A 15,022-nucleotide genomic window follows, 5' to 3' on the forward strand; every position below is an offset into this window, starting at 1 on the left:
GTTTCGCAAGATTGGTTCCATGCATTTCGGTTCAGGAGTCTCATACGCCCCATTGCCTGCGGGCTTCTTCCATCGTAACCGTCTTGCCTTTCGTCCAGGCGTAATGCCCTTTCGGATTGCTGCCGACCCAGCGCTCGTCCGCAGGCTCCGACCGCAGCTGATATCGGGTATCGACGCTGAGACGGAAGCGGTTGGTCTGATTGGTGAGCGAGCCGTGCATCGTATACATGCCGAATATGACGGCATCTCCGGCCCGATATTCCGCTGTCGCCCATCGTCCTCCATACGTCTCGATCAGCTCCAGAGGATCGGTGGTGAACCATCCGGTCACCTTGTCTTTATCGACGTCCATTTGACCGTACGTCTCGCGCAGCCGATTCAGATGGCCGGAACCGGCCAGAATGGCGAGACCGCCCATCTCATACGGGATGTCGCCGAGCGGCGTCCACATCGTGTACAAATTTTTCGTGCCCCGGCCCATATAAACGATATCGTAATGCGCTCCGGTGAAGTCGCCGTGTCCGACCGCCCGCACCCATTTGTAATCGAACGTCATCGTTTCACCGCCCAGGAGCCGGTCGAAGAACGCGAACGTCCCCGGCGAATGGACCAGATCGAGCAGCTGCTGCGGCTGATCGTGGCTGCCCTGGAACGACGTCCCCTTGTTATCCGGCCCGATGACCGCCTCCTCCGGCGGCGTACCGGGCGCAAGTCTGCCCCGCTCCGCCATCCTGCCGATGAACGCCTCGCGGGCGGCGAGCACATGGCCGCGTTCGTGAAATCCCCGGATGAACAAATACCCGTCTTCTTTCAATCTTTCCCGCAGCGCTATCGTATCGTTCAAAATGTCGTTCGACTCCCGCAGCTCCGTCATGTACGGGCCGTCCGTATCCCATTCTCTTTCGCCGATCTTCACTTTCGCCATTCGCTCCGCCTCCCGGTGATCATACTTGATCTTGCTTGATCCGAGTGTACCGGACAGCGGCGGCGAAGTCTTTATTCAAATCGCTATGCCTTTTAACCGAAACGCCCCGGCTTATGCCGGCATGAAGACAGTTTGCCCGCCCGGGTTGTCCTGTTCCTGCGGCTTGACGCGAAAATCCGCTACTCGTTGCCCTGCTGCCTCCTCCGCCAATCGGAAGGGGCCGTCCCGGCAAACTTCTGGAACCAGGCGCTGAAAGAATGGACGCCCGCAAAGCCGACTTGCGCCGCGATCGACTGGATCGAACGGTCGGTGGCGCGCAGCAGCCACCGCGCTTCTTCCAGCCGGCATTGCTGCTGATAAGGCTTGGGCGCAAGGCCGAACATCTCCTTGAACAGCGCCCGATAGGCCGATTCCGACAAGCCGCATTGGCGGGCCAGCGCGGCAATGGGAAGATCGCTTGCCAGATTGGAACGGATATAATCGGCGGAAGCGGCTACCGACATGTTGTCCGCGCCGTTCCGATGCTGTTGAAGCATGAAGAGAAGAAGCAGCTCGACCCAGGTCGCGAGAAATCGCTCCTCCTCGATCAACGGCCGGGAAATCGTACGCAGCCACTGCCGGAACAGCGTTTCGTACTGCTCCAGCATAACGGGCGGAAGCCGGCGGATCGCCGGGCGGTCTCCGCATCCGAGCCGGCGGACAAGCCGCGATGTTTCACGGGGCATCCCGGATACCTCCAGCACGCCGAAACGAATGGCCGTCTCCGAACGGTAAGTATGGGGCAGCCGTTCGGGAATCAGCACGACATGACCGGGACCGATCGCTCTTTCCTCGCCATCCCATTGAAACACGCCTCTTCCCTCCAGGACGACCGACATTTCGAACGTGCCATGCTCGTGCATCGCCATCTCCCAGCCTGCCGGATGGGCGGCTATACCGGAATGGACACGTACAGGCATCCGCCTCTTCCTCCACTCGTTTCGTTTGTCAGCTTGCGCACCTCCCGCCTTTTTCGCGCTCCGGACGCAAGAAGATACAAGCCCCGGTTCAACCGGGGCTTGGCAGTTGCCTTTCTTGCGCCAGGCAAGCGTTACGCCGCCGGGCTTTATCCCCGCTACTGCGCCCAGCGTTCGCTCGCCTTCGCTTTGTCCGATTCGCCGGCGTTCCTGCTCGCCGCTTCACGGTCAAGACGCATCTCCTCGATCGTCTTCACCTTCAGCCTTGCGGCGCCTTCGTATTGGCGGGTCGGGATGAGGTTGCCCGACGCAAGCCGCTCCTTCGCTTGCGCGATCGCGTCCTTATACTGCGGCAGCCACTGCTCCTGGGCGACGAGCATCTCGTCGACCATCTGCCATATTTCCTTCGGATTGCATACCGCGCCGGTCAGCGGGTCCATCATCATCGCCTGGCGCAGCAGCCGGTCGTCGCCGCGAACGGCCGCTTCCACCGCCAGCCGCTGCACCGCTATGCTGGCGTTGCAGACGGCCGCGCAGCCGAGCGGCAGATCGCCGACATGCGGCATGTTGATGCCGTTGCGGTCGACATAGCCCGGCGCTTCGATGACGGCATCGTCCGGCAGATTGGAAATAATGCCGTTGTTCACCACGTTGAAATGTCCGCGATACGTCCGCCCGGTCTCCAAGCCTTCAATAATGTACGAACCGTGTTCTTCGCCGCGGTTTTCCGGCTTGTAGACGATGGCCGGACTTTTCATCCAGTTCGGGAAATCCGTTTCGAACCAGTTGCGCCCTTCGGTGCAGACGCGCAAATAACCGCCGGTTTCGCCGTTGATCCAGCTGCCGAGATCGATCCAGTCCCGGATTTCCTCCGGACGCTTCCGGTACCATGGCACGTACTCGCTCAAGTGGCCGTTCGACTCCGTGCTGTAATAGCCGAAGCGGCGCAGCATATCGATGCGGACCTTCTCCGTTTTGCTGAATTCGGGATGATTTTCGAACGCCTCCAGCAGCTTTCCGGTCATATCCGCGCCTTTATGCTTCACCTGGATATACCAGGTCTGGTGGTTGATACCGGCGCAAATAATATCGACCTCCTGCTTGGGCAGCCCTAGCGCCGCCGCGATTTGCCAATGGCCGCCCTGCACGCCGTGACAGAGGCCGACCGTCCGGACGCCGCCGTACTTGTTGCACGCCCAGGTCAGCATCGCCATCGGATTCGCATAATTGAGCAGCAGGCAATCCGGCGCCGCCACCTCGCGGATATCCCGGCAGATGTTCAGCATTTCGGCGATGCCGCGCTGGCCGTACATAATGCCGCCGGCGCACAGCGTATCGCCGACGCATTGGTCGATGCCGTATTTCAATGGGATTTCCACATCGGTGCGGAACGCCTCAAGTCCGCCGATGCGCACGACGCAAAAATATATTTGGCGTCCCGCAGCGCTTCGCGCCGGTCGAGCGTCGGCTTGATTTCGATGGCAAGCCCGTTCTCCCGGATATCCCGCTGGCACAGCCGGGTCACCATATCCAGATTATGCGCGTTAATGTCCGTAAACGCGACGCGGATGTTCCGGAATTCCGGAACGGACAGCAAATCCCGGAGCAGGCCCCGCGTAAAACCGATGCTTCCCGCCCCTATGAACGCGACCTTGAAAGACATGCATTTATCGCCTCCTGCGCTTGTATCGTACGGGTTCGTACCCTATCCGAAGTGTAGCAGCACAAGGCTTGGAAACGTCATCAAAATTGTCACTTTATCCGTTCCGCCACGTAAGAAATCCGAACTTTCCGTTCGACTGCTAGCGCACGGACATTTCCCGGGACTGCCGGAACGCCGCCGGCGACTGGCCGACCCGCTTCTTGAACAGCGCGCTGAAATATTCCCGGCTGTTGATCCCGATATATTCCGGAATGTCGGCGACCGGCAGATCGGTGCGGCTCAGCAGCATTTTCGCCTTCTCCATACGCAGCTCCGTCAAATAGTCCGTCAGCGTCCTGCCCATCCGCTCCCGAAAATGCGCTGCAAATATCCGGGATGCAAGCTGACGAAGGCGGCAATATCCCGGATTTGAATGTCGCGGTCGTAGTTTTGGCGGATAAAGCGGATCGCTTGGGAAACGTACGGATCGTACGATTTCCCGTCATGCTCGGCCTGCCTGGCCAGCCTGGCCACGCGAATGAGCAGCTCGCTCATCTGCAGCTGGACCATCCAGCCGTCCTCGCGCCCCGTCTCGTCAAGCTCCAGGACGAGGCTTTTCAAATTATGGTACACGTCGTTCGTATCCCGAAGCACGATATACGGACGTCGTCCGGCCAGCATCTCCCCGAGCGCCCGTTCCGCAGCGGCCGCTGCCCGCAGCGTCGGAACCGCTCCGGTCTGCGGCGCGAACGCGAATTCCACGTTGAGCATCCGGCTCGGCGAATCGTCGCCGACGAGCAGCCGGTGGCGAACCTCCGCGTCGAGCAGGATGAAATCGCCCTTGCGCAGCCGGAACGTCTCCGTCCCGCTCTCCGTCTCGGTTTCCACCGTGCAGCGGCCGGATATGACATACATCATTTCCGCCGTCGGATGCGAATGGAACGGCATCTTGAACCCGTTCCACTGCTTGTAATAATAGGCGTCGATTCGGAACCGGTAATCCCCGTCCGTCCATTCGGGATCGTACAGGCTTACTGCCTTCATCGGCCATCCTCCCCGATTGCGACTTGTTGCTATCATCTTATCGGAGCGGCGTGCATCCTTCAATCGCCCGTCTGCCGCCGCCGCCAATACCGGTCGTGCGGATACCGGTACGTCGCCGGCTCCTTCGGTTCCGCGACGGCGAAAGCGCCGTCCGGGCGATACTCGTACGGTTTCTCCCCCGCGCTGTACGCCATCCGCTTGCGCCGTTCGATGCAGGCGAGCAGCACCTGCTGCTTGCAGCTCAAATATTCGAGCGTGTGCGGTCCGAACGCCGCCTCGATCTCACCGGGACGAAACTCGTAATATACCGTTCGCCGCAACGGATTGCCGTCTCCCGCCGGCGAGCCGTGCAGCACTTCAATGTTGTGAAAAACGACATCCCCCGGATTCATCGGCACCGGAATTGCATCCGACGTATCAAATCCGGGTCTAGCGCACCGCTCCCGCGCCCGGTCCGCAGACCACCGGTTGCTTCCGGGAATGACCCACAGACAGGTCCGGAGATCGGCTTCGTCCAAATAAAAATCGACGTTGAAGATCGGACGCGGGTCGGTGCAGCCTTCCGGCACGGCCGCATCGCGATGCCAGTCGACCGCGATCCCTTCGTCCGGCGCCTTCAGCACCATCGAGTCCCAGGTCGGGATGAAGTTGTGCCCCTGCAGTTTCTCCACCGACCGAAGGATAAACGGATGTCCGAGCAGCGCCTTCATCGGATCGCTCTTGTCGATGACGTACTCGATCCGCCTCAACACGCGCCCGCCGCTCTTGCCGCCTTTGCCGTACATATAATCGGGATCGTCCGCGACGCCGGCCATCCCTTTCTCGTACAATTTCATCATGTCCGCCTGCACGAGCTTCAGCTCTTCGCCGGCCAGCACATTTCGAATGACCAGAAATCCGTTCTCCACAAAATATTGCGCCTGCTCGTCGGTAATGACCTCCTGCTGCCGGGCATCCGCGACAAGCATATGCGTCTGACGCGCCGTCATGAGCCTCTCTCCCTTCGAAAATGCATTCGAAAACGCAAATGGACCGCCTTGTCGTCTCCAGTATACGGGCTATCGAGCACGATGTATTTAGCATGAACCAACAATTCGGTTGCCGAAATCACTTTTCGGATTGACGCGGCGACTTGCTATCCTTTAAGTTGTAAGCGTATGCAAAAATAAAGAAGGAGGGTGACAGGCATGTCGGACCGTCTTCCCCTGCCCGGCCCCGAAGAAGCGGGCGAAACGACGGAAGAATGCGGGTTCCCGCCGTATATTACGCTCGCCCATCTGTTCAACGCGCCGGCCGGATGGGAAATTCGCACCCGCGCGCTCTCCATGCACCAGTTCCAATATGTGAAAGAGGGCGCGGCGGAATACGTCGTCGACGGCAAAAGCTATACGACGAGAAAAGGCGATCTTATATACCATGCCCCCTATGTCCCCCATGCCGTCCGCACGATAGAAGGAGAGCCTTATTTGTGCATCTCGATCCTTTTTCATTTCGGCGCCTTGCGCATCTCTCCGGAGTTGCTGGGCCTTAGCAGCGGATACGTCGGCAATTATGCGGGACATCCCGTCGAAGGCTGGCTGTCGCGCCTGATCGCCCATTACCATCAGCCAGGCGCCCACAACCGGATGCTGTGCCAGGGACTGCTGCTGCAGACGATTGCCGAGCTTGACGCCTCCCGTTCGGGACGGAACGCAACCCCGGTGCAGGAGAAGACGAAAGCGAAGATCGTGCTCGTCCGCAACTACATTCTCCGGCATTACGGCCGGAATATCCGGCATGAGGAGCTTGAACGGGTTTCGGGACTGAGCCGAAATTACATGATCGTGAAGTTCCGGCACATTTACGGAATGACGCCGTTTGAATATTTGACCTTCGTGCGGGTCGAGAAAGCGAAGGAGCTGGCCGTTCAGACGAATCTGTCCGTCGGCGAAATCGCGCGGCTTGTCGGGTACAGCGACGTTCATACATTCGGGCGAATGTTCAAAATAAAACGGGGACGAGCATCAGCCAATTCTGCTCGTCCCTGGTCACCTGACCGGCCGCGGCCTGAACGCTATGGCCGCGCCGCCAGCTCATGGTACGCTTTCAGCACCGTATACCGGTCGCGCAAAAGATGCGCTTCCCGCAGGCTGGCATCCAGCAGCCCGGCGTCCACGCCAAGCTGCGCCGGGTCGGCCGGCCCGCCGACCTTGCGCAGCAGCTCGCGAAGACGTTCGGGCGGCGGAATGTCCGCCGCCAGCTTGCGAATCGCCTCCCACTGTTCGCCGATCGCCGCCAGCTTGCCGCCGTCTCCGTTCCCCAGCTCGTCGGCGTTGCGCCGAAGCGCCGCCGCAAACGGGTTGTCCCGCACGATGCGATGGTACAGGCCGGAAATTTCCGCGCAGGCGACGCCGACTTTGGCGCCGTGCAGCAGTTGCTTGCGGCCGAGGCGCAAATATTCCATCTCCCAATAATGGGACAGATGATGCTCCGCGCCCGAAGCCGGATGCGACTGGCCGAAGATGAGCATCGCCAGCCCCGATTGAATGAGCGCATTCATCAGCGTGCGGATGCCTTCCTCCGTCCGCTGCGCGATCGCATCCGCATGCTCCACGCAAGCTTGCAGCGCCACGGCCGTCAATTCCGCCGCCGCCGGGCAGTAAGGCTCGCCCGCGATGCGGGCGGAGAACGACCAGTCGAACAGCGACGTGTACTTGCCGAGCATGTCGCCGAATCCGGCCGCGACCATCGGCTGCGGCGCGGACGCCAGCACCGTCAGATCGGCGAATATGGCCACAGGGGCGGATGCCGGAACGGTCACTTTGCGGCCGCGGACGATGACCGGCGCGCCCTTCGACGTGAAACCGTCGACCGACGGCGCCGTCGGCACCGACAGAAACGGCTTGTTCATATGGTACGCGACGAAGCGGACGATATCGTGCAGGGTGCCGGAGCCGGCTGCGATCAGCAGATCGGTCGATTCGGGCGACACGTCCAGCATGACCTGCACGATGGACCGTTCGTCGGCGACGACATCCCCTTGTTCGTCGGGCCGGACAAGGACGTTGCGGCACCGGATGCCGGCCGCTTCCAGCCGTTCCGCAACCGCGCGTCCGGCCGCTTCGAATGTCTGACTGTCGGCCACAAGCACGATGTCCCGGTATCCTTCGGCTTTAAGGTACGGCGCGATTTTCTGCAATGCCCCGGCTTCCACGACGATCGGCTTCATGACGACCGGCTCGTGCCGCCCGCAGCTGCAGCGAGCCGCGGCTTCCATCACGGTTTGCACCAGGTGTTCCATATTGCCGCTCCCCTCCATCCCAAGCTTTCTTCTCTTTTTTTCAAAACGGTCTCTTTCGCTTCGACGCTAAAACCAATGCATTCCTTTATGTCCATTTTCTACTTCATCATAGATGAAAGGAACGGAAACGACAACCGGGGATTGAAGCGCCGTTTATTCGATAGCCGACCGGTATGGGATGTGCCGTTAAATATTCGTCTCCGCATGACAGATATCGGTGCTTTCGACCTGAATCGCGCAGTGGCGGATGCCGAATCGCTCTTCCACGAGCGCAAGCGCCTGCTGCAGCACGCGCTGGCCGTCCGTTTCTTCCCCGATGCGCATATGGCAGGTTAACGAATCAAGCCCCGACGTAATCGTCCAGATATGAAGGTCGTGGACGTCTTGAACCCCGTCGATCCGTTCGAGCTCGCGCTTTACGGCTTCGGGATCTGCCGAGTCCGGCGCTCCTTCCATCAGGACGTGAACGGTACGGGACATCAACCCCCAAGCGCTCTTCAAGATCAGCAGCGACACCGCCGCCGATATGATCGGGTCCGCGATATACCATCCGAACGCATACATCAGCAATCCGGCCGCTATCGCCCCGACCGAGCCGAGCGCGTCGCCGAGCACATGAAGATAGGCGCTTTTCACGTTCAGATTGTCCTTGACGTCGCCTTGGCGCATCAGAAACCACGCGCTGGCCAGATTGGCCATAAGCCCGATGGCGGCGACGAGCACCATCGAGCCGCTTGCCACCGCGGGCGGATCGAACAACCGGCCGTATGCCTCCCACATGATGAAGCCTGCGACGAGAAACAGCGTCGCGCCGTTCAAGAGCGCGGCCAATATTTCGAACCGGTGGTAGCCGAACGTCTTGCCCGGCGACGCGGCTTTGGCCGCCATTCCGATCGCTGCGAGACTGAGCGCCAGCGAGCCGGCGTCGCTCAGCATATGCCCGCTGTCCGACAGCAGTGCCAGGCTGTTCGTCACGAGCCCGCCGACGAATTCCAGCAGCATGATGACGGACGTGATGGCCAGCGCGATCGTCAGGCCCTTCTTGTTCCCCGCCCTTGCAAGGCTGTGATGATCGTGATGATCGTGATGGCCGTGGCCATGGCGGTGCGGCGTGTGTTGCTGATGCGGCGCGCGCTTACCGTCATGCGCATGGTGATGCGGCGCGTGCTTACCTTCGTGCGTATGGAGATGACGATCCCTTCCGTGCATCGTTGAGCGCCCCTTTCGAATTAAATATTAATATATGAGCAACTATTCATGTATTGATTATTCCTTGATCCGGTTTTGTTGTCAAGTGCCGCAACGACCATAAAAGCCCGCCCCGGCGCAAACCGGGGCAGGCGGATGGAGCCGCCCTATTGGCGTTGTGCGGACTTATTCCACCGCAATCGATAATGACGAGGTGCGGGACACGCCGCCCGCCTCGACCGTCGCGGAAATGACCGCCGTCCCTATGTTATGCGCCTTCAGCCGGCCTTTGCCGTCGACGTTGGCGACATTCGGACGATCGCTTTTCCACTTGATCTTGACGCCGGTCAAATCGGCGTCGCTGCCGTCCGCATAAGTCCCTGTCGCCTGCAGTTGGACGGTTTCATTTTTGCGCAATACCGTCTTGGAGGAAACGATAGCCGTGTCCGCCAAATAGAGCTGCTCGCGGGAAAGCGGGATGACGATCGGCTGGCCTGCGGCGACGTCGTAGACGAAGCCCTCGTTCAGATCCGTCGCGCTGGCGTATGACCGAATGAGCGTCAAGTCCCCGAGATCCAGTTCGTACCGGCCGCCGTCAAGCGGTGCGACGCCCCGGATCTCGTAAGCCGCGTTGCGCACCCCGTCGTTTTGGACATAGACGAACCGACCGACAAGCTCGTTCGGGTCCGTGCCTTGCAAATCGAGCTGAACCTGGAGTTTGTTGTCGACCGAAAGCTCCCGGGTGAAATCGGCGACCGTTCCTTGCAGCCGGGCCGTGCCGGCGCTGGCGTACGGCGTGCCTTCCTTGCCGATGAATGCGCCGTCGTGAATATAAGTGAACGCGGGTATTTCGTCTTTCTCGGCATAGACGCCGAACGAGCCCTGGAAGCGGATTTTGCCGTCGATCACATATGCGGCTTCCGGATTGAGCGAGCTGACGATATAGTCGGCGCGTCCGTTCGCAAGCCGCACCTTGACCGCCCGCACCCCGTCTTCGTCCGATACGGGGGCGCCTTCCGCGGTCGTCACGGCCGCTTCCTCGATGCCGCTGACGAAACGAGCGTCTTTATACGGCTCGATGACCGAGGTGAACGTGCTGTCCAATTGGTCGCCGCTGCGGCGCACGATGACGTACTTGACGCTTTCCGGATTGCCGGGCTTGTTCTGCGGGGGCACGCCGTCCGCGAGGGCGACTTCGTCGGCGTCGCCGAGCATCGTCAGGCGCACGTGCACGTCGTCGTCGCCCGGCGTCGCGTTCCACGTGTCGACGATATCGTAATCGACGCTGAACGCGCCGTCCGGCTGATCGTCGCGCTGCACGTTTTCAACCAGTGGAATCCCGGTCCCGTATAGCCGCTTCCGGTGACGCTGTCGTCCGCCGGGCGCTGCCCGAACGGCACATCGGGGCCGGCATAGGTGCCCGTCGGCTGCGCGGTCAGATCGAGCCCTTCGGTCGTGACGGCCCCTTCGGCCGCGTGAAAGCTGAAGTGATGCTCGCTGCCGCCTTTGACGCGGAAGAAATCGACCGCATACGAATGTTCGCCGTCGACCTTGACAAGTGCCGACGTCCGCCTGTACCGTTCCGTCTGCGGGTAAGCGCCGGGCGCTTCGACGTCGATCAGCTTCACCATCCCGCCGTCGTCATAGTGGAGCGGCTTGCCGTCCCACGCTGCCGACTGCTTCTGCCTGTCGACCATGACCGTATTGTGGCTGATCGTATTTTGCACCCATTCGAAGCGGTTGACGTCGGTGGCGTTCGCTTGCTCGGGATAGCCAAGATCCGGCATCAGATCGAGACCGAAGCCGTACAGGCCGAGATTGAGCGCGTCGCGGTGGCCGTGGCCGCTGGTGCGGCCGTAATACATCCACAAGGCGCGTCTCGTATCCGAGCCGCCGTCCGCTGCGCCGTCCCGAAGCGCGGCGAACCCGTAACCGGTCAAATTGGCGCTGTCCAGATCGAGCGGCCCGTATTCCGCGATTACCGCTTCGATATCGCGGGCGACCTTGTCCGGATCGGCGGTGTACACGTCCGAATGGATGCCCTCCGCCGTATTGCCGTTGAGCATATAGGCAAGCTGCGCGAAGACGGGATCTCCGAACTTCTCGAACGCTTTGATCGACTGGGTTTTGTCGACCATCATGCCGGGCTGGCCGGTCGTTCCGCTGTCCCCGATCGAAGGCGTATATTTGCCGAGCATGATGAGCGGGTACATCGCCTGGAACATTTTGCGGAACTTCACATTCCGGTACAGGTCGGCTGCCGGGTATTTGTCATAGCCGTCCAGCGCGTCCGCCACCGACAGATAACTGCTAATCCAGAGCCGGTTGTAGCCCGGCGCCGCCTCGTTGCCGTGACCGTCGCGGTCGATGTCGTTCACGAGGCTGAACAGCACATTCCCCCCGGTGACCCGGCGCGGAATCGAGTTCACGAACGAGCCCGGCTGAAAGACGAAATCGAGCCAATATTTCGTTTCCGGCAGCGTATCGTGGACGACGGCCGCCATCGCGACGGCGCTCTGGTGGAACCCGTTATTGCCGCGAATCTGGTCCCAGTACATGCCCGGCGCGACCTGCCGCAATATGCCGTCCTCGATGTTGCGGCGGATGCCGGCGCCGCTCTGCTTGAGCGGCAAGTCGTACTGCTCTCCTTTGTCCTGCAAAAACGCGATGACCTCCGGATCGTCGAAGGCGGTAAAGAAAGCGTCGTAAGCGGTAATAAACATTTTGACGAGCGAGGTTTCCCATATCGAACCGACGATTTTGCCGTCGCCCGTTCCGCCGTGGGAATTGACATATATCGCGTTGCTGAATTCGGCGACATCCATCGACGGATAGACGTCTGCAATGCGGTCGAGCAAGACGGCCCCCGCTTTGGCGTACTTCTCGTCACCGGTATAAATATAAGCGTTCTGCAGACTGTTCAGCGCCGAATAAATGACGGCCGTCCCGCCGTACCAGCCAAACCAGTGGGCGTAATAGGCGACGAACGTGTACCTCCTGTTCGTTTCCGGGTCGACCCAGCCGTATCCGTCGTCCACACCCCAGGTCGGACCTTTCTCCGGATACAGCGTGTTGACCAGCAGGCTGCGGTCGGCCAGCGCCGGATCGAAATTGCCGTGCGCATCGAGCCCGCTCTCGTAATAAGCGGCGAAATCGTTCGTCGGGAACTTGTAGCCGCTGGCGGGATCAACGATTTTCCACGGCTCGTTCAGCGGATCGGCCTGCCACGGATAGTTGCCGTAGCTCTTCAGATCGCCGGAAACCGGGCTGAAATTGCCGGTCAGCTGGTTCGTATTGTAGCTGCGCGGAATCGCCTGGGTCGGCACGAGGCGCCACAGCCCTTCGTAGCCGAGGGCGACATACTCGTCCGCCTTGGCCAGCACGCTGTCCCGCATGTCAGCCGCCCAATCGTATTGCTGCACGTTCTGCCGGGCCGCAGCCAGCTTCTCGTCGGTAAAGAACGTCCGGCGCTGCTTGCTGTTCGTTACCGGGTCCAGATCGGTCAGCGTCAGCCGGGCCGGATACATCGACGTCCCCGTTCCGTTGCCGGCGGCATTGCCCGCGTGCTTCACCGTCAGCGTTAACGTATGGACGCCTTCGTCGAGCGGCAGCTGCCCGATATATTGATCGGGACGCGGATATTGCCCCGTCACGCTGTAAAAACCGTACCGCCCGGCCGCCACCCCGTCGACGCTCACTTCGGCGGTGCCGCCGTCGGTAGCGGTCATGCCGCCGAGCTTGAGCATATACGTGCCTGCGCGGGGGACGTGAAATTCGAAGGTTCGCGCATTCTCCGTCAACGTCGATGCGATTTTGACGCCGCTGGCGGCATTCGTCACCCGCGGAGCCGCGTCCGGATCGCCGACAAGCGTAACCGCAGGCTCGCCCGGGGGAACGCTGCCGAACCGGTATACCGTCGTGTCCGGCATCGTAAAGTCCGCCCCCGGCAGCTCGGCCGAGGCGGTTCCGGACGATACGGCCGGCTGAACGGTGGCCGTCAGTACAAAGCAGATCACAATGCAAAGCGAACGTCGAAACGATAAGCTCACAATTCTTCCCTCCCGTTATGGAATAGATGATGCAACGGAAACATGAGTCGATTCTCGATGCGCTCGCCACAGCTTTACGAAACCTTCGAAAACGAGCGGGTGCCTGCCGTCACCTCCCCGAACGAAATGAAAAAACATAAACATGTATCATACCTGTTTCTAAGATGTACAAAACCATTATAGCGTGCGTCCGCGCCATTGGCTAGTCTTAATGCGCAAACGACAAGGCTGCCGGCACACTTGGACCGGCAGCCTTGTCGTTGCTCGTTATTGCCCGCTTTCGTAGGCTTCGCTCACTTCCTTCAATATTTCGTCTCCGCCTTGCTCCCGCCATTTGCGCGACAGCTCTTCGATCCCCGTATCGATATCTTTTTCCCGCTCAGCATATCCAGGAAATATTGATTGTAATTGTCGTTCAATACGGAGCTGTACCGAATTTCCGCTTCGGTCTTCTTGTTGACGAGATTCGGCATAATATATTGGGAAGCGAGCTGCACGGATTGCTGCGCCCGCTCCCGCTGAGGCTCGATCAGCGGCAAATAATTTTCGTCGATCGGCCAGGTGACGTTTCCCCAAGCCAGCGGATGGGCCCAGCCGTTGGCGGCGAATCCGTCCTTTTCCCGCTCCGCCTCGTTGTACACGATTTGATCGCCTTCTCCGGTGTAGTGAATGCCCTCGATACCTAGCTGCAGCAGATCGCGGCCTTCCTTCGAGAGCAGAAACTCGATCAGCTCGGCCGCTTTTTCGGGATGCTTCGAAGCGCTCGTAATCGATGTCAGCAGTCCGCCTTTCGGCTTGACCGGCATGCCCCGCTTGCCGTCCGGTCCGGCCGGCGGCGCCGTCCAGCCCAATTTCCCTTCCGGGTTCACTTTCTGCAGTCCGCCCTCGATTCTGCTCACATGTCTGAAAAGCGGCCCTTCCATAAATCCGATTTTCCCCTGGAAAAACTTCTGTTCTTTCATCGGCCGGTCGTTCACCATAAACTCCGGTTCGATCAGCTTCTCCTCCATCAACTTCCGCAAGTACGCCATCCCTTGCCGGAAGGCGGGATGTTCGAAAATCGGAATGACCTTGCCCTGCTCGTCCAGCGCCCAGTCGGCATACGGCAAGCCGTACGCGAAGAAGACGAATTGAAATGCATTGAACGTCTCTCCGGGATTCGGTTTGTTCGTCGAAAATCCGTATGTATCGTCCTTGCCGTTGCCGTCGGGGTCCTGCGTCGTTACCGCCTTCAAGGCTTCGTAAAATTCATCCAGCGTCGTCGGAGGCTCAATGCCCAGCTTCTCCAGCCAATCCGCTCTGAATTGGATCGTATAATTGGATTTGTCGGTTTGGCTAATGAACGGATACCCGTAATATTTGCCGTCTATCGCCGTCCACTGCAGTCCGTTTTCCAGCTTTTGCTTCACCGTGGGCATCGCATCCAGATAATCATCAATCGGGATCATGATGCCTTCGCTGATCCATTGGGAGACGGATTCGGCCGGAAACTTCGTCGTCACGACGTCGGGCAAATCGCCGGATGCAAACGCCGCGTTGATTTTGTCCACCGCTCCTTCCGGAACGGTCTGCACGTTCAATCGGATGCCGAGCCGATTGTTGATTTCCGCAATAATCCGGTCGCCCGGCTGCAGCGGTTTGGCCGCCTGGTCGCCTGTCGTCAAATAAGTCAGTTCGACGATGCCCTCCTCGTTCCCGCCCGAAATCCCGCCCCCTTTGCCCGAGCATGACGCCAGCAAAATCGCCGCCGCAACCATCATCCACCACACCGACTTTTTCATCTCATTATCGCCTCCCGAAAAGTTTAGGCCTTAAGCCGCTCCGCTGTCATTCTTTCACAGCCCCGAGCAATGCGCCCTTGGCGAAATATTTTTGAAAGAACGGATAGACGAGCATGACAGGGATCGTCGCGATCATGACCGTGGCCATCTTAATGGC

10 protein-coding genes and 3 pseudogenes are annotated in these 15,022 nt (G+C 60.0%); 1 reads left to right on the forward strand and 12 read right to left on the reverse strand.

Features of this window, described 5'->3' with window-relative positions; genetic code table 11:
• Positions 1–40: 40 nt before the first annotated feature.
• The 6 genes and pseudogenes from PACILC2_RS14630 to PACILC2_RS14650 form a co-directional block, all read right to left on the reverse strand.
• A complete protein-coding gene (locus tag PACILC2_RS14630) occupies positions 41–925 on the reverse strand; it encodes a phytanoyl-CoA dioxygenase family protein (protein ID WP_213529258.1) in 885 nt (294 codons plus the stop codon).
• 179 nt (positions 926–1,104) lie between these two features.
• A complete protein-coding gene (locus PACILC2_RS14635) occupies positions 1,105–1,884 on the reverse strand; it encodes a helix-turn-helix domain-containing protein (RefSeq protein WP_213529259.1) in 780 nt (259 codons plus the stop codon).
• A 155-nt stretch (positions 1,885–2,039) separates the two neighbouring features.
• Positions 2,040–3,544, reverse strand: a pseudogene (locus tag PACILC2_RS14640) (alpha-glucosidase/alpha-galactosidase).
• A 139-nt stretch (positions 3,545–3,683) separates the two neighbouring features.
• A complete protein-coding gene (locus PACILC2_RS26980) occupies positions 3,684–3,887 on the reverse strand; it encodes a helix-turn-helix transcriptional regulator (RefSeq protein WP_244863521.1) in 204 nt (67 codons plus the stop codon).
• Positions 3,872–4,567 carry a cupin domain-containing protein gene (locus PACILC2_RS14645; protein ID WP_244863522.1) on the reverse strand — a complete coding sequence of 232 codons (696 nt, stop codon included), beginning with the start codon at positions 4,565–4,567 and terminating at the stop codon, positions 3,872–3,874. The genes PACILC2_RS26980 and PACILC2_RS14645 overlap by 16 nt, the downstream gene beginning before the upstream one ends.
• A 59-nt stretch (positions 4,568–4,626) precedes the next feature.
• Complete coding sequence (locus PACILC2_RS14650) at positions 4,627–5,556, reverse strand: phytanoyl-CoA dioxygenase family protein (RefSeq protein WP_213529260.1); 930 nt, start codon at positions 5,554–5,556, stop codon at positions 4,627–4,629.
• Positions 5,557–5,892: 336 nt separating this feature from the next.
• Between PACILC2_RS14650 and PACILC2_RS14655 the strand changes: the two are divergent.
• A pseudogene (locus tag PACILC2_RS14655) lies at positions 5,893–6,498 on the forward strand (AraC family transcriptional regulator); the annotation flags it as partial.
• Between the two features lie 122 nt (positions 6,499–6,620).
• On the opposite strand, the gene PACILC2_RS14660 reads toward PACILC2_RS14655, so the two are convergent.
• From PACILC2_RS14660 to PACILC2_RS14685, 6 genes and pseudogenes are all read right to left on the reverse strand, one after another.
• The gene (locus tag PACILC2_RS14660; protein ID WP_213529261.1) at positions 6,621–7,847 is read right to left on the reverse strand and encodes a sn-glycerol-1-phosphate dehydrogenase; all 1,227 of its coding nucleotides are present in this window, start codon (positions 7,845–7,847) and stop codon (positions 6,621–6,623) included.
• 186 nt (positions 7,848–8,033) lie between these two features.
• Positions 8,034–9,056, reverse strand: coding sequence for a cation diffusion facilitator family transporter (locus tag PACILC2_RS14665; RefSeq protein ID WP_213529262.1), 1,023 nt, complete (start codon positions 9,054–9,056; stop codon positions 8,034–8,036).
• A gap of 165 nt (positions 9,057–9,221) precedes the next feature.
• A complete protein-coding gene (locus PACILC2_RS14670; RefSeq protein WP_213529263.1) occupies positions 9,222–10,355 on the reverse strand; it encodes an Ig-like domain-containing protein in 1,134 nt (377 codons plus the stop codon).
• On the reverse strand, positions 10,253–13,084 hold the full coding sequence (locus tag PACILC2_RS14675; protein WP_213529264.1) for a heparinase II/III domain-containing protein: 2,832 nt from the start codon (positions 13,082–13,084) through the stop codon (positions 10,253–10,255). The genes PACILC2_RS14670 and PACILC2_RS14675 overlap by 103 nt, the downstream gene beginning before the upstream one ends.
• Positions 13,085–13,386: 302 nt before the next feature.
• A complete protein-coding gene (locus PACILC2_RS14680) occupies positions 13,387–14,865 on the reverse strand; it encodes an extracellular solute-binding protein (protein ID WP_213529265.1) in 1,479 nt (492 codons plus the stop codon).
• 46 nt (positions 14,866–14,911) lie between these two features.
• Positions 14,912–15,022, reverse strand: a pseudogene (locus PACILC2_RS14685) (ABC transporter permease); the annotation flags it as partial.

Origin of the sequence: Paenibacillus cisolokensis (assembly GCF_018403665.1) — a bacterium.
Taxonomy (GTDB): domain Bacteria; phylum Bacillota; class Bacilli; order Paenibacillales; family Paenibacillaceae; genus Paenibacillus_AH; species Paenibacillus_AH cisolokensis.